This is a genomic window from Streptomyces sp. NPDC001219 (assembly GCF_053597915.1).
The window spans coordinates 182,830-199,902 of record NZ_JBSFJF010000001.1 but is presented as its reverse complement, the minus strand read 5'-3'; the positions used below and the strand labels follow the sequence as shown (position 1 = coordinate 199,902).

18 protein-coding genes are annotated in these 17,073 nt (G+C 72.4%); 12 read left to right on the top strand and 6 right to left on the bottom strand.

The window, feature by feature from the left end:
- Window positions 1–98: 98 nt before the first annotated feature.
- From ACWC9R_RS00960 to rocD, 3 genes are all read left to right on the top strand, one after another.
- Window positions 99–593, top strand: a complete 495-nt coding sequence (locus tag ACWC9R_RS00960; protein WP_362603805.1) for an Lrp/AsnC family transcriptional regulator — start codon at window positions 99–101, stop codon at window positions 591–593.
- 252 nt (window positions 594–845) lie between these two features.
- Window positions 846–1,667 carry a dimethylargininase gene (gene ddaH, locus ACWC9R_RS00955; RefSeq protein ID WP_450727681.1) on the top strand — a complete coding sequence of 274 codons (822 nt, stop codon included), beginning with the start codon at window positions 846–848 and terminating at the stop codon, window positions 1,665–1,667.
- On the top strand, window positions 1,667–2,902 hold the full coding sequence (gene rocD / locus ACWC9R_RS00950; protein ID WP_450727679.1) for an ornithine--oxo-acid transaminase: 1,236 nt from the start codon (window positions 1,667–1,669) through the stop codon (window positions 2,900–2,902). Before ddaH ends, rocD begins: the two co-directional genes overlap by 1 nt.
- A gap of 74 nt (window positions 2,903–2,976) precedes the next feature.
- Here rocD and ACWC9R_RS00945 read toward each other — a convergent pair whose 3' ends face one another.
- From ACWC9R_RS00945 to ACWC9R_RS00935, 3 genes are all read right to left on the bottom strand, one after another.
- Window positions 2,977–4,578 carry a SulP family inorganic anion transporter gene (locus ACWC9R_RS00945; RefSeq protein ID WP_450727677.1) on the bottom strand — a complete coding sequence of 534 codons (1,602 nt, stop codon included), beginning with the start codon at window positions 4,576–4,578 and terminating at the stop codon, window positions 2,977–2,979.
- Window positions 4,579–4,652: 74 nt separating this feature from the next.
- A complete protein-coding gene (locus ACWC9R_RS00940) occupies window positions 4,653–5,255 on the bottom strand; it encodes a carbonic anhydrase (RefSeq protein ID WP_450727675.1) in 603 nt (200 codons plus the stop codon).
- A gap of 228 nt (window positions 5,256–5,483) precedes the next feature.
- Window positions 5,484–6,080: a TetR/AcrR family transcriptional regulator gene (locus ACWC9R_RS00935; protein ID WP_450727673.1), complete on the bottom strand. Its 597-nt coding sequence runs from the start codon at window positions 6,078–6,080 to the stop codon at window positions 5,484–5,486.
- A gap of 95 nt (window positions 6,081–6,175) precedes the next feature.
- Between ACWC9R_RS00935 and ACWC9R_RS00930 the strand changes: the two genes are divergently transcribed.
- Both ACWC9R_RS00930 and ACWC9R_RS00925 read left to right on the top strand, forming a co-directional pair.
- Window positions 6,176–6,634 carry a nuclear transport factor 2 family protein gene (locus tag ACWC9R_RS00930; RefSeq protein ID WP_450727671.1) on the top strand — a complete coding sequence of 153 codons (459 nt, stop codon included), beginning with the start codon at window positions 6,176–6,178 and terminating at the stop codon, window positions 6,632–6,634.
- Between the two features lie 196 nt (window positions 6,635–6,830).
- Window positions 6,831–8,360: an IPT/TIG domain-containing protein gene (locus ACWC9R_RS00925; RefSeq protein WP_450727669.1), complete on the top strand. Its 1,530-nt coding sequence runs from the start codon at window positions 6,831–6,833 to the stop codon at window positions 8,358–8,360.
- A gap of 131 nt (window positions 8,361–8,491) precedes the next feature.
- Here ACWC9R_RS00925 and pdxR read toward each other — a convergent pair whose 3' ends face one another.
- Window positions 8,492–10,048 (bottom strand): MocR-like pyridoxine biosynthesis transcription factor PdxR, encoded by a 1,557-nt coding sequence (pdxR, locus tag ACWC9R_RS00920; RefSeq protein WP_450727667.1) that lies wholly within the window; start codon window positions 10,046–10,048, stop codon window positions 8,492–8,494.
- Window positions 10,049–10,076: 28 nt separating this feature from the next.
- On the opposite strand from pdxR, the gene ACWC9R_RS00915 reads away from it, so the two are divergent.
- The 5 genes from ACWC9R_RS00915 to ACWC9R_RS00895 all read left to right on the top strand — a co-directional run bounded on the left by ACWC9R_RS00915 (window position 10,077) and on the right by ACWC9R_RS00895 (window position 14,032).
- Entirely contained in the window at window positions 10,077–10,895 is an 819-nt protein-coding gene (locus tag ACWC9R_RS00915; protein WP_450727665.1) for a methyltransferase domain-containing protein, read from the top strand.
- 231 nt (window positions 10,896–11,126) lie between these two features.
- Complete coding sequence (locus tag ACWC9R_RS00910; protein ID WP_450727663.1) at window positions 11,127–11,726, top strand: TetR/AcrR family transcriptional regulator; 600 nt, start codon at window positions 11,127–11,129, stop codon at window positions 11,724–11,726.
- A 14-nt stretch (window positions 11,727–11,740) separates the two neighbouring features.
- Window positions 11,741–12,394, top strand: coding sequence for a peroxiredoxin-like family protein (locus tag ACWC9R_RS00905; protein WP_450727661.1), 654 nt, complete (start codon window positions 11,741–11,743; stop codon window positions 12,392–12,394).
- Window positions 12,395–12,605: 211 nt separating this feature from the next.
- Entirely contained in the window at window positions 12,606–12,857 is a 252-nt protein-coding gene (locus ACWC9R_RS00900; protein WP_362603827.1) for a hypothetical protein, read from the top strand.
- An 11-nt stretch (window positions 12,858–12,868) separates the two neighbouring features.
- Window positions 12,869–14,032, top strand: coding sequence for a flotillin family protein (locus ACWC9R_RS00895; RefSeq protein ID WP_450727658.1), 1,164 nt, complete (start codon window positions 12,869–12,871; stop codon window positions 14,030–14,032).
- Between the two features lie 33 nt (window positions 14,033–14,065).
- Here the strand turns inward: ACWC9R_RS00895 and ACWC9R_RS00890 are convergent, their stop codons facing one another.
- Window positions 14,066–14,587: a MarR family winged helix-turn-helix transcriptional regulator gene (locus tag ACWC9R_RS00890; RefSeq protein WP_450727656.1), complete on the bottom strand. Its 522-nt coding sequence runs from the start codon at window positions 14,585–14,587 to the stop codon at window positions 14,066–14,068.
- A gap of 300 nt (window positions 14,588–14,887) precedes the next feature.
- On the opposite strand from ACWC9R_RS00890, the gene ACWC9R_RS00885 reads away from it, so the two are divergent.
- On the top strand, window positions 14,888–16,132 hold the full coding sequence (locus ACWC9R_RS00885) for a cytochrome P450 (protein ID WP_450727654.1): 1,245 nt from the start codon (window positions 14,888–14,890) through the stop codon (window positions 16,130–16,132).
- A 102-nt stretch (window positions 16,133–16,234) separates the two neighbouring features.
- On the top strand, window positions 16,235–16,441 hold the full coding sequence (locus ACWC9R_RS00880) for a ferredoxin (RefSeq protein ID WP_450727652.1): 207 nt from the start codon (window positions 16,235–16,237) through the stop codon (window positions 16,439–16,441).
- A gap of 123 nt (window positions 16,442–16,564) precedes the next feature.
- Here ACWC9R_RS00880 and ACWC9R_RS00875 read toward each other — a convergent pair whose 3' ends face one another.
- The gene (locus ACWC9R_RS00875) at window positions 16,565–16,996 is read right to left on the bottom strand and encodes a nuclear transport factor 2 family protein (RefSeq protein ID WP_450727650.1); all 432 of its coding nucleotides are present in this window, start codon (window positions 16,994–16,996) and stop codon (window positions 16,565–16,567) included.
- Window positions 16,997–17,073: the final 77 nt, after the last annotated feature.

Genomic DNA, 17,073 nt, shown 5'->3' with positions numbered 1-17,073 from the left:
CGACGGGCGGCCCGCGCCCGGTGTCGCTACCGTGAGGCGACCGCGACGGAGCGGAGCCCGGGAAGACCGGGAAGGACCGGGGACCATCGGGAGGCCCAGTGACCCACAAGGCCGTGCCCTTCGACGACCTCGACCGCAAGATCGTTGCGGCGCTGATCGACAACGGCCGGGCGAGCTTCGCGGAGATCGGTGCGGCGGTCGGGCTGTCGTCGACCGCGGTGAAGCGGCGGGTGGACCGGATGCGCGAGAACAACGTGATCACGGGTTTCACCGCCACCGTCCGCCCGGCCGCGCTGGGCTGGCTGACCGAGGCGTATGTCGAGGTCTACTGCGACAGCGCGGCGCCGCCCCGGCGGCTGGCGGAAGTGGTGCGCAACCACCCGGAGATCGCCGCGGCGATGACCGTCACCGGGGGTGCCGATGCGCTGCTGCACGTACGGGCGACCGATGTGGAGCACTTCGAGGAGGTGCTCGAACGCATCCGGACCGAACCGTTCATCCGCAAGACGATCAGCTACATGGTGCTGTCCCATCTGCTCCCGGACAGCCCGGAGGCGGGCGCCCGGCGGTCCTCCGAAGGGACCGCCGGCTGAGGCGGCCGGTGCGCGCGGCCCGTCACAGCCGCCGGAAGCCCCGCACACCGGCCGGGAAGCGGGCCTCGCCGCCGCACTTCGCGCAGCAAAGCTGCGTTTCAGTTGACGAACACGCAGCATTGCTGCGCCGCTGAGCAGCATTTGTTTCTTGTGACCGGAATCCCCTGCTCCTTACCGTGGAACCACCCCGGGTGACGCTCTGTGACACCCGGTGACCCCGCACCTTGGAAGCGAAGGGACCGTCCTGTGCCGATGAGTCGTGTCTCGCGCCCCCGGCGCTATCTGGTCTGCGAACCCAGACACTTCGATGTGCAGTACGCGATCAACCCCTGGATGCGTGCGGACGTGCCGGTGGACACCGCGCTCGCCGCGCGCCAGTGGGAGACGCTGATGGGCACCTACCGCGCGCACGGCCACACCGTGGAGACCGTGCCCCCGGTGGCCGGTCTGCCGGACATGGTGTTCGCGGCGAACTCCGCGCTCGTCGTGGGCGGCCGGGTCTTCGGCTCGCACTTCCACGCACCGCAGCGGCGCCCGGAGTCCACGGAGTACGAGACCTGGTTCAAGGCGGCCGGATACGACGTCTACCGGCCGGAGTCGCTATGCGAGGGCGAGGGCGACCTGGTGCCGGCCGGCCGCTTCATCCTGGCGGGCACCGGCTTCCGCACCACCCCGGCGGCGCACCGCGAGGTGCAGGAGTTCTTCGGCGTCCCGACGATCGGCCTCCAGCTGGTGGACCCGTACTTCTACCACCTGGACACCGCGCTGTTCGTCCTGGAGGAGTCGCCGGAGACCGGTGCGGCGAACGTCGCCTACTACCCCGAGGCGTTCTCGACCGGCAGCCGTGAGGTGCTGCGGCGGCTGTTCCCCGAGGCGGTGCTCGCCACCCGGGAGGACGCCATGGCCTTCGGCCTCAACTCCGTCTCCGACGGCCGCCATGTCTTCGTCGCCCCGCAGGCGACCGGCCTGATCGCGCAGCTCGGCGCGCACGGCTATGTCCCCGTCCCCGTCGACCTGTCGGAGTTCCACAAGGCCGGCGGCGGCATCAAGTGCTGCACCCAGGAGATCCGCTGATGACCGCTCCCACCCGTACCGTCCCGGCCCAGGCTCCCCGTTCGTCCGCGGAGCTGATCCAGGCCGAGAGCCCGGTCCTGGCGCACAACTACCACCCGCTGCCGGTGGTGGTGGCGCGCGCCGAAGGGGTCTGGGTCGAGGACGTCGAGGGGCGCCGCTACCTCGACATGCTGGCCGGCTACTCGGCCCTCAACTTCGGCCACCGCCACCCGGCCCTCATCGAGGCCGCGCACCGCCAGCTCGACCAGCTCACCCTCACCTCACGGGCCTTCCACAACGACCGCCTCGCCGGTTTCGCCGAGGGCCTCGCCGCGCTGACCGGCCTGGACATGGTGCTGCCGATGAACACCGGCGCCGAGGCGGTGGAGAGCGGCATCAAGGTCGCCCGCAAGTGGGCGTACGACGTCAAGGGCGTCCCGGCGGACCGGGCCACGATCGTGGTGGCGGGCGGCAACTTCCACGGCCGGACGACCACCATCGTCGGCTTCTCCGACGACGACACCGCCCGCGTCGGCTTCGGCCCCTTCGCCCCCGGCTTCCGCACCGTCCCGTACAACGACCTCGCCGCGCTGGAGGCGGCCCTGGACGAGACGACGGCCGCCGTGCTGATCGAGCCCATCCAGGGCGAGGCGGGCGTCCTGATCCCCGACGACGGCTACCTCACCGGGGTCCGTGAACTGACCCGGCGCAACAACTGCCTGTTCATCGCCGACGAGATCCAGTCCGGGCTGGGCCGCACCGGCACCACCCTCGCGGTCGAGCACGAGTCCGTGGTGCCGGACATGCTGCTGCTCGGCAAGGCGCTCGGTGGCGGCATCGTCCCGGTCTCCGCGGTCGTCGCCCGCCGCGAGGTGCTCGGTGTGCTCGGCCCCGGCCAGCACGGCTCGACCTTCGGCGGCAACCCCCTGGCGGCCGCGGTCGGTTCGGCGGTGATCGAGCTGCTGGCCACCGGCGAGTTCCAGCGCCGTGCCGCCACCCTGGGCGAGCAGCTGCGCACCGGACTCGCCGCCCTGACCGGCAAGGGCGTGACCGGCTTCCGGGCCCGCGGCCTGTGGGCCGGTGTCGACGTCGACCCCGCCCTGGGCACCGGCCGGGAGATCAGCGAACGCCTGCTGAAGGAAGGCGTCCTGGTCAAGGACACCCATGGCTCGACGATCCGGCTCGCCCCGCCGCTGACCATCACCGAGGAGGAACTGGCCTCGGCCCTGGGCAGCCTGGAGCGGGCGCTGGGGTAGGGACGGCGGCCCCGGAAGACAGAGCGCGGCCCCGGCGGTTCGTTCACCGCCGGGGCCGCGCGGGCGTGTCGGGGTCAGCCGCGGTGCGGCGGCGCCTTCGTGGACGCGGACGCGGATGCGGATGCGGACGCGGATACGGACGTGGACGCCGCCCCGGCCGTGGCCGTGGACCGCCCGCTCGTCGCCGCGGCCGGCCGGTCCTCGGGGGCCGGGGTCACCGCGCCGTTGTGCTGCGTGGTCCAGCCGTCCAGGGCGGTGCGGCAGGCGTGGTCCAGGTGCCGCAGCTCCGTCAGGTCCAGCTCGACGGTCCGGTCACCGGGCAGCGCCTCCAGCGCGTCCAGGATCTTGGGCAGCCGCAGGAAGGTCGCGTTGCCGCTGAGCGCGACGAGCGTCCGTCCGCCCGTCAGCTCCCGTACGTCGATCTGGACATGGGAGGTCTCCCAAGCGGTCTTCACGACGGCCAGCAGCAGGCCGAGCAGCACGCCCTCGAACATGTTGGTGAAGACGATCGCGCCCGCGGTCACCCCGAGGATCACCGCCTCGCCCCGGTGCTCCCGCCACAGCTGCGGCAGCTGCCGTACGGGCACCAGCTTCGCCCCGGCGTGCACCAGGACGGCGGCGAGCGCGGCGAGCGGGACGACCCCGAGGGCCGCCGGGAGCAGCGCCGCGAAGACCAGCAGCCAGACGCCGTGCAGCACCCGCGAAGCCTTCGTGCGCGCCCCGGCCTGCACATTGGCCGCGCTGCGGACGATCACCGCGGTCATCGGCAGGGCACCGAGCAGCCCGCAGACCGTGTTGCCCGCGCCCTGCGCCATCAGCTCCTTGTCGTAGTCCGTACGGGCCCCGGTCATCCGGTCCACCGCCGCGGCGCTGAACAGGCTCTCCGCGGAGGCGATGAGGGCGAAGGCGAGCACGGTGCCGAGGACGGACAGCTGGGCCAGTCCGCCGAGTTCGCCGGCGCCGGGCGGCTGGATCGACGCCAGCAGGCCGTGCACCTCCACCTTGGCGATCGGCAGCGCGAACACCGCGGTGACCAGGGTGGCGACGGCGATGGCCGCCAGCGGCCCCGGCACCAGACGGACCTTCGCGGGCAGCCGCGGCCACAGCACGAGCAGGCCGAGGGTGCCCACGCCGACCGCGAACGCGGTGAGGGCCTCGGGGCTCGTCGCGAGGGAGGCGGCGAGACCGGGCAGCCCGGTGATCTTGGCGAGGCCGGTGCCGGGCTGGTCGGCGTCGGCCAAGGCGTAGACCTGGCCGAGGATGAGGATCAGCCCGATCCCGGCCAGCATGCCCTGGACGACGGCGACCGAGATCGCGCGGAACCACCGGCCGCAGCGCAGCGCGCCGAGCGCCAGCTGCAGCAGCCCGGCAGCGAGCACGATCGCGCCCAGGGCGGCGAGGCCGAATTGCTGCACGGCCTCGTGGACGAGCACGGTGAGTCCGGCCGCGGGGCCGCTGACCTGGAACGAACTGCCGGGCAGGCAGCCGACGACCAGGCCGCCGACGATGCCGGTGATCAGCCCGAGTTCGGCCGGCACCCCGGAGGCGACGGCGACACCGACGCACAGCGGAACGGCGACGAGGAAGACGACGAGTGAGGCGAGGACATCACGGCGGAGGGTGCCGGGACTGAGCCCGGGGAGCTTGGCGGTGGTGCGTTGGAGCGCGGTGAGCATGGGTCTCTCCGAGGGGGTGCGTGGGGCGGGACGGACGGCGGGTCGGTCGGGCGGCGGGTCGGGCCGGCGCCCGCTCACAGCGCCTCGAAGCGCCCCGACTCCGGCCGGTGCCGTCGCACGGCCCCCGTGTGTACCTCGTAGAACCAGACGTCCAGGGACAGCCGCCCGGCGGCGAGGCCCTCCGCCACGCACGGGTAGGACCGCAGCCGCTCCGCCTGTGCCAGCGCGTGCCGCTGGACGGCGTCGGCGAGCTCCGGCGTGCCGGCGTCCGTCCCGGCGCCGCCCGGGAGGTCCGGTGCGGCGCTCTCCAGCCAGCCCCGGACCGCGGGCACCCCGGTCAGGTCCTCCCCGCGGACCAGCGCACCGACCGCCCCGCAGTGCGAGTGGCCGCACACCACGATGTGCGCCACGCCCAGGACCTGTACGGCGTACTCGATGGTGGCGGCCTCCCCCGCGGGCCGCTCGGGTCGGTACTCGGGAACGATGTTGCCCGCGGTGCGCAGTTCGAACAGATCGCCCGGCGCCGCCCCGGTGATCAGTGCGGGCACGACCCGCGAGTCGGAGCACGTGACGAACAGCGCCTGCGGCGACTGCCCGGCTCCGAGCCTGCGGAACTCCTCGCCGCGCTCGGCGCAGCGGCTCTCGAAGGAACGGGCGTGCGCGGTGAGTTGTTGCATGGTGGCCTGCCTCCTACTCGCCCCCGTGGGGCGCGTGGTGTGGTCGGGTCGTGGGTGGCGCGGCCGCCGCCTCGACGGTGAGACGGCGGTGTGCCCCGGCGCGGGACAGTTCCTGTGCCGGGCGCGCTCCCTGAGCACGTGGCGCCACCCTCGCGCACCCTTCCTGAAGGCAACCTGAAGACCTCCGGACGCCAGGTGTCCCGGCCCGGGGGCATCGGCACCCGGGCGTCAGGCCCCGTCGCGCGCCGCCCCGGACCCCGCCGCACTCCCCGCCGCCTCCATGAGCGCGGCGGCGGCGACACGGGCCTCCCGGGCGGCGGGCTCGCCCATGAGGGCGGCACCGGCGATCGCACCGTCGATCAGCAGCACCAACTGCCGTGCCAGCGCGTCCGGTTCGGCGACCGGCACCGCGCGCACCAGGCCGGTCACATACCCCAGCAGCGCCTCCTTGTGCTCCCGCGCGACCCACCCGACCCGGTCGGAGGTCGCCCCCAGCTCGCCGTACGCGTTGAGGAAGGCGCAGCCACGGAAGCCGCCCTCCGCGAACCACTCGCCCAGCCAGTCGAAGACCGCGAGCGGCCGGGCCGCGGGGCCGCCGGGCCGCGCGTCGACATACGCGGCGAGGGCGGCGCGCCAGCGGGTGTCGCGGCGGCGCAGATACGCCTCGACGAGGTCGTGCTTGGCGGGGAAGCACTGATAGAGCCGCTTGAGCGACACCCCGGCCGCGGTGCGGAGTTCGTCCATCCCGACGGACTGGATTCCGCGCGCGTAGAAGAGCTTCTCCGCGGCGTCGAGTATCTGCGTACGGGCTTCGTCGAGGTCCATGGCACGTCCGGGACTTTGCAGGAGAACGGTCGTTCTCTACACTAGCCGACCAAGCGAGAACGACCGTTCTCCGATCTTGGCCAAAGGAGCCCGCCATGGCGCCACGACCGCCCCTCCCGCCGTTCGACGAGCCGAGCGCACTCCAGAAGGTGCAGGCGGCCGAGGACGCCTGGAACACCCGCGACCCGGAGCAGGTCGCCCTCGCCTACACCGAGGACTCCGCCTGGCGGAACCGCGACACCTTCCTCACCGGCCGCGCCGAGATCGTCGACTTCCTGCGCCGGAAGTGGACCCGCGAACTGGACTACGCGCTGCGCAAGGAGCTCTGGTCGTACGACGGCAACCGCATCGCGGTGCGCTTCCAGTACGAGTGCCATGACGCGGCCGGCCAGTGGTGGCGCAGCTACGGCAACGAGCTGTGGGAGTTCGACGGGAACGGCCTGATGCGGCGCCGGGAGGCCGGCATCCACGATGTCGCGATCACCGGCGACGAACGCCGCATCTTCGGCCCCCGCCCGGCGGAGGAGCGGGGCCGCCCGCTCCCGTTCCGCTGATCATCCGGAACCGGGAACTCCCGGTCACCCGCGGACGTTTCGCCTCCCCGCGCCATGGGAAGGAAGAAGCCACCGAACCACTGGGCTGCCCATCCCTCCTCGGGGATGCGCAGCCCGCCGTGCTGTTGCCACGTGTGGACTGTGGTTGTGGTGCCCCGGAGCGGGATCTGGACGGCCCCCCACAGAAGGGGTCCACATGAGCACGAATCTCCTGATGCCGACGCAGAATTCGCCGGCACCGGCCGCCTCTCCCGCCCCGGCGCGGGCAACGGCGGCGCCCGTGACCTTCCTGGCCGTCACGACGATCCCGGTCGGCACCAACCCGGTCGGGCTGGCGTTCATCCCCAACGGCGACCTCTACGTCGCCAACTCCGGGTCGAGCAACGTGCAAACCATCGACACCGCCACGGACACCGTCATCGGCGCCGCGATCCCCACCGGCACCACGCCGGCCTGGCTGGCCGTCGCCCCCAACGGCAGCGCCTACGTCCCCAACAACATCTCCAACAACGTGACGGTGATCGACACCGCCACCAGCACCGTCATCGCCACGATCCCCCTCAGCGGCGGCCCCGCCGCGGCGGCGGTCATCCCCAGCGGCAACGTCTACGTCAGCCGCTTCGCGGCGAACAGCGTGCAGGAGATCGACACCACCACCAACACCCCCGTCGGCGCCGCGATCCCCACGGGCAGCGGCCCGGTCGGCATCGCGGTCGCCCCCAACGGCAAGGCGTATGTCGCCAACCGGAACGGGAACAGCGTGACGGTGATCGACACCGCCACCGCCGCCGTCATCACCACGATCCCCGGCTTCAACCAGCCGAACTTCGTGGCGATCGGCCCCAACGGCAACGCCTACGTCGCCAACATCGGGTCGAACAACGTGTCCGTGATCGACACCACCACGGACACGATCATCACCACGATCCCCGTCGGCACCAACCCGTGGGGCATCACGGTCGGCCCCGACGGCAACGCCTACACGGCCAACCGCGGGTCGAACAACGTGACGGTGATCGACACCACCACGAACACCACCATCGGCGCCCCGATCGCCGTCGGCAGCCAGCCGATCGCCCTGGTGGTCGCGCCCAACAACAAGGTCTACGTCACCAACATCGCCGGGGCCAGTGTCAGCGTCATCCAGTTCGACCCGACGATCACCAGCATCACCCCCAACTCGGGTCCCATCACGGGCGGCACGGTGGTGACGATCACCGGCACCAACCTGACCGGGGCGAGCGTCGACATCGGCGGCAACCCCGCGACCGGCGTGACGGTCAACGCCACCGGCACGCAGCTCACCGCTACCACTCCGCCCGGGGTGGCCGGCCCCGCGGACGTCACCGTCACCACGCCCGGTGGCAGCGCCACTCTGGTGGGCGGCTTCACCTACTTCGTCCCCGTCCACGCCACCTCGCTGACCGCGACCCCGGCGCTGACGAAGCTGTTCCCGCCGCACGTGTACTTCCCGTTCCTGACGGCCACGCTGACCGACCAGGTCACCGGCCTTCCGGTGCCCAACCAGCCGATCCTGTTCAAGGCCGGCAGCAACGTGCTGGGCATCGCCAACACCGACGCCCAGGGCGTCGCCCGGGTGAACGAGACGCTCACCCTGACGCTCATCCTCCTCAACCACGGCTACGAGGTCAGCTTCGCCGGCGCGGTCACCCCGACGGCCATCCTGTCCCCGTCCAGCGACACGGCACCGGTCATCGAGCCCTGACCACCGCCCGCTTCACCGGCTGGTGACTTCGCCCGGTCACCGGTCGGCCGGTCGCGCGGCGTCCACCCAGACGTCGGGCGCCCTTGCGAACGGCCCCCGTTTCACTGCCCGGACCGGTCCGGGCGGCCCCGTCACCCGCCGCGCAGCGTCTCGCCGATGACGGCCACGCCCTGCGTGATCTCGTCCGGTGTGCGGGCGGCGTAGCCGAGGACCAGGCCCGGCGGGGCCGGGAGCTGGCAGTGCCAGGACAGGGGGTGGACCTTGACGCCCCGGGTGAGGGCGGCCGCGGCCAGGTCGGTGTCGGAGCCCCGGTAGCCGTCCGGGCCGAAGGTGACGGTCAGATGGAGACCCGCCGCGGCGCCGTGCACCTGGGCACCCGGCAGACGGGCGCGGATCGCCGCGCTCATGGCGTCCCGGCGGCGACGGTGGCGACGCCGCAGGAGCCGCAGCCGGCGCTCCAGTTCACCGGACTCCATCAGCCGGGCCAGGACCAGTTGCGGCAGTGCGGCACTGCCGAGATCGGCGAACCGCTTGGCGTCGACCAGCGCCTCCCGGTACTTCGGCGGCGGCACCAGCCAGCCCACCCGCAGCGCGGGAGCCAGCAGCTTGGAGACGCTGCCGGCGTAACAGACCTGCTCGGGGAGGAGCGAGCGCAGGGCGGGGACCGGTGCGCGGTCGTAGCGGTGCTCGGCGTCGTAGTCGTCCTCGACGATCAGACCGCCCTCGGCCGCCCAGCGCATCAGCTCACGACGCCGTGCGCCACCGAGCACCGCCCCGGTCGGGAACTGGTGCGCCGGAGTGAGCAGCACGGCCCGCGCCCCGCTGGCCCGCAGCGCGTCGACGCGAATCCCGTCCTCGTCGACCGGGACCGGCGGTGTCACCATCCGCCAGTACTGGAGGTGCTGCCGGGCACCCAGCGACCCGGGGTCCTCCACCGCGATCGACGGCATCCCGTCACGGTGCAGCACCTCGGCGATCAGGCCGAGTCCCTGCGCCGTACCGGCGACGATCAGCACCTCGTCCGGGTCGGCCCTGATCCCGCGGTTGCGGGCCAGCCAGGCGGCGACGGCCCGGCGCAGTGCGAGGGTGCCGCGCGGGTCCCCGTATCCGAAGTCGGCCGACGGGAGGTCCGCCAGCACCGCCCGTTCGGCGCGCAGCCAGGCGGTCCGGGGGAAGGCGGTCAGGTCCGGCACACCGGGCGAGAGGTCGATCCGTGCGGGTGCGGCGCGCAGCTCGTCGAAGATCTCCGAGCCGGGCGCTGCCACGAACGGGGCGGGGCCCCGGTGGGCGCGGGGCGGCGCTCCCGTGGGCGGCGCGGCGGCCGTCACGGGTGCGGCGACGACGACCGTGCCGCCCCGCCCCCGCCCGGCGAGCTGCCCGTCCTCGGTCAGCCGCTGGTACGCCTCGGTGACCACACCCCGCGAGACCCGCAGGTCGGCGGCGAGCGTACGGGTCGCGGGCAGTCTGCTCCCGACCGGCAGCCGGCCGTCCGCGACGGCCCGCCGCAGCTCCCGGGCCAGCCAGTCCGCCCGGCCGCCCACGGGCGCGTCGCCGAGGTTCAGCTGCAGGAAGTCGGACGTACCGGGGGACGGGGAACGGGGCGGCGGGGCCGGGAAGGAGGGGGCCGGAGGAGGCGGGGGCGAGGGAGATACGGACCCGTTGACAGGGCGCTCTTTGGACCTGTGCACCGGTCCATTGTCCCGGCACGGTGGGGACATGACGACGAACACGGCCTATCTGCACGGCTATTCACCTCAGGAGGCACGACGCCTCGGCGACCAGGCGGACACCCTGGCCGCTCTGCTGCACGCCGGTACGGCCTACGCCCCCGGCAGCCGGGTGCTGGAGGTCGGCTGCGGGGTGGGCGCGCAGACCGTGCATCTGGCCAGGAGCAGTCCGGGGGCCCATATCGTCGCGATCGACCGGTCCGCGGAGTCGCTTTCGCGGGCCCGCCGGCATGTGACGGCGCAGGAGCCCGCGGCCGACGTGGAGTACCGGACCGCCGACCTCTTCCACCTGCCTTTCGCCTACGGGGAGTTCGACCACGTCTTCGCCTGCTTCGTGCTGGAGCACCTCCCGGAGCCGGACCGCGCGCTGTCCGGCCTTCGGCGCGTCCTGCGGCCCGGCGGCACCCTCACCGTGATCGAGGGTGACCACGGCTCGGTGGTCCTCCACCCGGACAGCCTCCACGCCCATGAGGTGATCGGGCACCAGGTGCGGCTGCAGGCCGCGGCCGGCGGAAACGCGCTGATCGGACGGGCGTTGCAGCCGCTGCTCAGCGACGCCGGGTTCGACCGGGTGGTGGTCCGGCCGCGGACCGCCTACGCCGATGCCACCCGGCCCGCGCTGGTGGACGGCTTCACCCGGAAGACCTTCATCGCCATGGTCGAAGCGGTCCGGGACCAGGCGCTGAGCACCGGCATGACCACCGCCGCCGACTGGGAGCGGGGCGTCGCCGACCTGCGGCTGACCGCGGACGAGGGCGGCACCTTCCACTACACCTTCTTCAAGGCCGTGGCCGTCAACCCGGCGTGAGGCCGGGCGGATGGGCGGATCGGTGGATGGGCGGATGGGTGGATGGGTGGATGGGCGGATGGACGGATGGGCGGAACGGAAGGTTCCAGATGTTGTCGCCGCCGATATCCCCAACTCCTCGACAAGGAACGGGACTCGACGTATCTTGGAATGGTCGTTCCGAGATGACGGGGCGGCGGGACCGACCGACCCTGCACCACCTCTCGTGACGGCGAAACGAGCGACCCGGCCATGCCCGACATCAAGCACTTCAACCCCGATCTCGTACTCGACGAGGCGATCCAGGTCTTCTGGCGCCACGGCCTGCCGACGACCGGCATCCAGGCGCTGGTGACCGCGACCGGAGTGAGCCGCTCCAGCCTCTATGCGACCTTCGGCAACAAGGACGGTCTCTACGCCGCCGCGCTGAACCGCTACATAGCGCAGCACTCGACACCGGCCTTCGCCCACCTGTCGCAGGCGTCCGCAGGGCTCACCTCGATAGAGGCGTTCTTCGCCGGGCTGATCGAGGTGCGCTGCTCCGGCCCGGTCGCCGGCTGGGGCTGCATGGTCACCAACGCCCACGCCGGCCCGGAGTGCGACGACACCGGCATCCGTACGGTGCTCGAAGACCACCACCGGATGCTCCGGTCCGCGATGCGCGCGGCCCTGGCCAACGCCGCCGACCTGGGGCATCTCCATCCGTCCTGCGATCTCGACGCCGCCGCCGATGTGCTGGCGACCCTCGCCTACGGCGTCAACCTGCGCTCCCGCGCCGGTGCCGACGCCCGGGAGCTGACCGACACGGTGACCGCCGCCCTCGCGCCCCTGCGCGCCCCACTCCCCTCCTAGGAGCACCCCCCGCAATGAACCTCCACGACGAACTCACCGCCGTCCTGCGCGCCCTCCCCGACATCCCGGCCGCCGACCGCGCGGTGATGGAGCGGGCCGGCCGTGAGCTGGCCGCCTCCGGCCTGGCCGAGCGCGCCCTGCGAACCGGCGACACCGCCCCCGGCTTCAGCCTCCCCACCCCGGCCGGCGACACCGTCACCCTGGACGCCCTGCTGTCCGCGGGCCCGCTCGTGCTCACCTTCTACCGCGGCGCCTGGTGCCCGTACTGCAACGTGGCGCTGCGCGCCCTCCAGCACCACCACGCCGATATCACCGCCCGCGGGGCCCAGTTGGCCGCCATATCGCCGCAGATCCCCGACGAGTCCCTCACCCTCACCGAACAGCACGCGCTCGCTTTCCCCGTCCTCAGCGACCTCGGCTGCGACACCGCCCGGCAGTTCGGCATCAGCTTCGACCTGCCCGACGACCTGGCCGCGGTGTACGAGTCCTTCGGCTTCGACCTCCAGCGGGTCAACGGCGGGCATGCGCGCACCCTGCCGCTGCCCGCCACCTACGTCATCGACCGGGACGCCACCATCCGCTGGTCCTTCATCGACACCGACTACACCACCCGCGCCGAACCGTCCGACATCCTCGCCGCCCTCGACGCCCTTCCTTCGGCACGCTGAATTCCCGCCCCGGAACATCCGCCTCCGCACCGAACCATCGAAAGGCCGACGGTCCCACGGAAAATTCCGTTCCGTATTCGGCTCTTTCCTCACAGGAAATTGACGGGCCGTGAGGTTGCGCCAACTCGCCACCCTCCCCCCCATAGGCCGCCGCGCACCGGAGCGCTAAGGTCGGATTTCCAGGAACGTGAACGGGGGAGGGCAGCCGCGGATGGTGCAGGACGATGCCGTGATCGGCTGTACGGGAGTGCTTCTGATCGGCACTCGTGGGGCTGCCGGCCCCGGTGAGGTTCTGGTGCGGGTCAGGGGCGGCTCCGAGGCCTTTCTCGCCTGGTCCGCCGAGCCCCTTCCGGTGGGGGCGACCGTACTCGTCATCGAGTCCCGTGGCAGTCGCCAGGTCGACGTCATGGAGTGGGCCGATCCGTTGGACGCGTTGACCGGGGAATCCGGCGACGCAGGCTGAGGAGACAAAGGATGTTCGGTTACCGCGTTCCCGCCCCCGACCAGGCGATGCTGATTTCGGGTGGCAGGCGTGGGCAGGGGGGCGCACCATTCCGAGTGGTGACCGGGCACGGCAAGTTCGTGCTGCCGGTCTTCCGCAAGGTCCGCTTTCTGACCCTGGCGATGTGTGAGTCGGAGGTCGCCGAGACCTGTGTGACCCGGCAGGGCATCGCGCTGACGGTGCGCGCCGTGATCGCGTTCAAGGTCGGCAACGACACCGAGAGCGTGGTCAACGCCGGTCAGCGGTTCCTCTCCGACCAGGACCAGATGTCGGTCCTGACCGGCCGGATCTTCGCCGGTCATCTGCGCTCCATCATCGGTTCGATGACGGTCGAGGAGATCGTCACCGAGCGGCAGAAGCTGGCCACCGAGGTCCTGGAGACCTCCAAGACCGAGATGGCGAAGATCGGTCTGATCGTCGACTCGCTCCAGATCCAGTCGATCGACGACGGCGAGACCGGCTACATCGAGGCGATGTCCGCGCCGCACAAGGCCGCCATCCAGCGGCAGGCACAGATCGCCCAGGCCCAGGCCACCCAGGCCTCGGTCGAGGCACAGCAGGAGGCCGCGCGGAATCAGGCCGAGTACTCCCGGCAGACCGCCGTGGTCCAGGCCGAGTACAACGCCGAGGTGGACCGCGCGCAGGCGCACGCGGCCCAGGCCGGCCCGCTCGCCCAGGCCCACGCCCAGCAGGAGGTCCTCGCCGCGCAGACCGAACTCGCCGAGCGGGCGGCCCGGTTGCGCCAGCAGGAGCTGGTGGCGGAGGTCGTCAAGCCCGCCGAGGCGGAGGCCGAGCGCATCCGTCTGCTGGCCCTGGCGGAGGCCGAGCGGATGAAGATCCAGGCCGAGGCCGCCGCCTCGCACGACCGGGTGGCCCTGGACCGGATGCTGATCGACCAGCTCCCGCAGATCGTCAAGGAGGCCTCCGCGGGCCTGGCCAACGCCAACGTCAACGTGCTCAACGGCACCGACGGTCTCGGCGAGATCGCCGCCGGTCTGGTCGGCCAGGGCCTGACCATCCTCGACTCGGTCCGCCGCAACCTCGGCACCCCCGAAGGCCAGGACGCCACCACCGACAAGAACAGCGGCACCGGCACGGCCGCCAACGGCCACAGCGGCCGCGTCGAGATCGAGTAACACCGAGGGTGCGGGGCGGCACCGCCCCGCACCTCACCCGGCCCCCGCCGCACCCCGCTCACACCCGCGCCGCCGCAGGCGTTCCTCGTCCTCGTGCTTGCGGCGGGCGTAGCCCACGAGGCGGTTGAGGACGGCGACGGTGGTGGCGATGTCGTCGTCGTCGAAACCGGCGAGGGCCTCATGGAAATTGGCCTGTCCGGTCTGCCGCAGGCGGTCGAGAACGGCCCTGCCGTGCGGGGTGATCGCCACCTTGCGGGCCCGGCGGTCAAGGGCGTCCGGGGTCCGCTCGACCAGATCCTGGGACTCCAACTGGCCGATCTGTCGCGTGACATGAGGCGGTTCGACCATCAGCAGGGCGGCCAGATCGCCGACCCTGCTGATGCCTCCGCTGTCCTCCAGGGCCATCAGCAACCAGAGATCGGAGCGTGCCGCCGTGACGCCCGCCTGGGCCGCCTGGCGCTCGTGCGCCCGGGAGCGGGTGAGCAGGTACGACAGCGTGGCCAGCACTCTCTGCAGTGCGACGGTGGGGTCCTGGTCTCTCGCGGGGTCCGGCATGCAGGCACTGTAGCGGCCCCCACAGCGCCGCGATCCGCCCCGTGACCTGCCCGTTCCGCAGCCGCGCCCGGCCGGATCGAGCCAACCTCGCATACGCCGCGAATATCCCCTTCCTTCCCCCTCCAGGCGTGCGTTAGCTTAGTTGCTTAAGTTAGGTAATTACTCGTCACCGGTTGTGAGCGCCGCTGGTCACCGCGGCGCCACATCGGTCACCGAGTTCGTCTGTCCCGTCGAGGAGTGGCGCCACCCGCATCGTCCGTCACGGCACCGCCGTGTCCCGACCGTGGAAGGACCAGCCGCATGACGACCGCACAACGCAGGGACAAGGAGAGGGAACGGGACGCCGGGACGGGCACGGGGCGCGCACCCGTCGCCGTCCCGGGCGCACGGGCCACCGGCTGCCCCTTCGACCCGGCACCCGAGATCGCGCGGGCCCACCGGGAGGAGCCGGTCACCCGGGCCACGCTGTGGGACGGCTCGGCCTGTTGGCTGGTGACCCGGCACGAGGACGTACGGCAGGTGCTCGGCGACCCGCGGTTCAGCGCCGATGCCAACCGCCCGGGATTCCCGTTCCTGACCGCCGGCGCCCGGGAGTTCGCCACCGGCAACACGTCGTTCATCCGCCAGGACGACCCCGAGCACGCGCGGCTGCGCCGGATGCTCACCGCCGACTTCATGGTGAAGAAGATGGAGGCGATGCGCCCCGAGGTGCAGCGCCTCACCGACGAGCTGCTCGACCGGATGACCGAGGGGCGGCAGGCGGCCGATCTGGTCGCGGAGTTCGCGCTGCCGCTGCCGTCGCTGGTGATCTGTCTGCTGCTCGGCGTCCCCTACGACGACCATGAGTTCTTCCAGAAGCGCAGCAGCGTGCTGCTCGGCCTGCGGTCCACGCCCGCACAGGTCCGCGCCGCACAGCAGGAGCTCCACGACTATCTGTGCCAACTCGCCGACTCCAAGCGGCGCGCGCCCGACGACGGCATCGTCAGCCGGCTGGTCGCCCGCGGCGAGCTCGACGACGCGGAGATCGCGGCCATGGGACGGCTGCTGCTGGTCGCCGGCCATGAGACCACCGCCAACATGACCGCGCTGTCCACCCTGACCCTGCTGCGCAACCCCGGCCAGCTGGCGCGGCTGCGCGCGGACCCGTCGCTCATCAAGGGGGCCGTCGAGGAGCTGCTGCGCTATCTGACGATCGTGCACAACGGTCTCCCGCGGGTCGCCGACGAGGACGTCGTCGTCGGCGGCCGGACGATCCGCGCCGGCGAGGGCGTGCTCTGCACGCTCAACACCGCCAACCGCGACGAGGCGGTCTTCCCCGGGGGTGAGGCGCTCGACGTCGGCCGGGACGCCCGCCGTCATGTCGCCTTCGGCTTCGGCGTCCACCAGTGCCTGGGCCAGCCGCTGGCCCGCGTGGAACTGCAGACCGCCCTGGAGACCCTGCTGCGCCGCCTGCCCGGCCTGCGGCTCGACGCCCCCTTCGAGGACCTTCCGTTCCGTCATGACATGGGGATCTACGGGGTGCACGCACTGCCGGTCGCGTGGTGAGCAGCCACGCCCGGTGCCGCCGCCCCGGCCGTACCCGTCATCCCGTCACCACCCGTCCGCCCAGCGCCTTCGGAAGCCGGGCGGCCCACTCTGGAGAGAGCCATGCGCGTACTCATTGACCAGGACAAGTGCTGCGGCGCCGGAAGCTGTGTGCTGTCCGCGCCGGAGGTGTTCGACCAGCGCGAGGAGGACGGCATCGTCCTGCTGCTCGACGCCGAACCGCCGGCCGCGCTGCACGACGCGGTGCACGAGGCGGCGGCCATCTGCCCGGCCGCGGCGATCACGGTGGAGCAGGCGGAGCGGGTGTAGCGCCCACCCCGACGGAGCGAGCGGCCCCGCCACGGCAGCCGGCCCGCCACGGCATCCGGCCGTCGGCGGGGCGGCGGGGCGGCGGGGCGGCCCGAGCCGCCGGGCGCCGCCGCTACAGGCGCCCTACGCCTGCGGCGCCAACCCGTCCTCGACCAGCCCGGCCAGCACGGCCTCGCCCAGCGCCTGCACCGCGGACTGCGGCCGCACCATCACCGTGAACTCCTTGATCAGGCCCGCCTCGTCGAACTGGAGCAGATCGATACCGTGGATCTGCCTGCCGTTCACGGTGGCCCGGAAGACCAGGACCGTGGAGTCGGCGGAGCCGCCGTCCGGTCCGGCCGCGGTCTGTGCGCTGCCCGCCAGCTCGCCGACGTAGTGGAAGTCCTCGAAGGTGCGCAGCAGCACCCCGAACAGCCCGAGCACCGCCGGCCGCCCCTCGAAGGGCGCGAACTTCACCGGGCTGTAGAGGCGGACGTCCTCGGTGAACAGCTCTTCCACCGCCTTGAGTTCCTGTGCCTCCACCGCCGCCTTGAAGCGCTCCGCGGTCGTCGCCATGTCACTCCTCCTCGCCTCGGCCGGGCAGCCGTCCGCACCGGCCCGGCACACGCCGGCCGGAGTGCGGACGGCCGCCC

Excerpts from the sequence above, each read along its gene's own strand:
- ACWC9R_RS00880 (WP_450727652.1), top strand. The coding sequence starts at position 16,235 with ATGCGCGTACTCATTGACCAGGACAAGTGCTGCGGCGCCGGAAGCTGT.
- ACWC9R_RS00930 (WP_450727671.1), top strand. The coding sequence starts at position 6,176 with ATGGCGCCACGACCGCCCCTCCCGCCGTTCGACGAGCCGAGCGCACTC.
- rocD (WP_450727679.1), top strand. The coding sequence starts at position 1,667 with ATGACCGCTCCCACCCGTACCGTCCCGGCCCAGGCTCCCCGTTCGTCC.
- ACWC9R_RS00925 (WP_450727669.1), top strand. The coding sequence starts at position 6,831 with ATGAGCACGAATCTCCTGATGCCGACGCAGAATTCGCCGGCACCGGCC.
- ACWC9R_RS00895 (WP_450727658.1), top strand. The coding sequence starts at position 12,869 with ATGTTCGGTTACCGCGTTCCCGCCCCCGACCAGGCGATGCTGATTTCG.
- ACWC9R_RS00940 (WP_450727675.1), bottom strand. The coding sequence starts at position 5,255 with ATGCAACAACTCACCGCGCACGCCCGTTCCTTCGAGAGCCGCTGCGCC.
- ACWC9R_RS00910 (WP_450727663.1), top strand. The coding sequence starts at position 11,127 with ATGCCCGACATCAAGCACTTCAACCCCGATCTCGTACTCGACGAGGCG.
- ACWC9R_RS00900 (WP_362603827.1), top strand. The coding sequence starts at position 12,606 with ATGGTGCAGGACGATGCCGTGATCGGCTGTACGGGAGTGCTTCTGATC.
- ACWC9R_RS00945 (WP_450727677.1), bottom strand. The coding sequence starts at position 4,578 with ATGCTCACCGCGCTCCAACGCACCACCGCCAAGCTCCCCGGGCTCAGT.
- ACWC9R_RS00905 (WP_450727661.1), top strand. The coding sequence starts at position 11,741 with ATGAACCTCCACGACGAACTCACCGCCGTCCTGCGCGCCCTCCCCGAC.
- ACWC9R_RS00885 (WP_450727654.1), top strand. The coding sequence starts at position 14,888 with ATGACGACCGCACAACGCAGGGACAAGGAGAGGGAACGGGACGCCGGG.
- ACWC9R_RS00915 (WP_450727665.1), top strand. The coding sequence starts at position 10,077 with ATGACGACGAACACGGCCTATCTGCACGGCTATTCACCTCAGGAGGCA.
- ACWC9R_RS00875 (WP_450727650.1), bottom strand. The coding sequence starts at position 16,996 with ATGGCGACGACCGCGGAGCGCTTCAAGGCGGCGGTGGAGGCACAGGAA.
- ACWC9R_RS00890 (WP_450727656.1), bottom strand. The coding sequence starts at position 14,587 with ATGCCGGACCCCGCGAGAGACCAGGACCCCACCGTCGCACTGCAGAGA.
- ddaH (WP_450727681.1), top strand. The coding sequence starts at position 846 with ATGAGTCGTGTCTCGCGCCCCCGGCGCTATCTGGTCTGCGAACCCAGA.
- ACWC9R_RS00935 (WP_450727673.1), bottom strand. The coding sequence starts at position 6,080 with ATGGACCTCGACGAAGCCCGTACGCAGATACTCGACGCCGCGGAGAAG.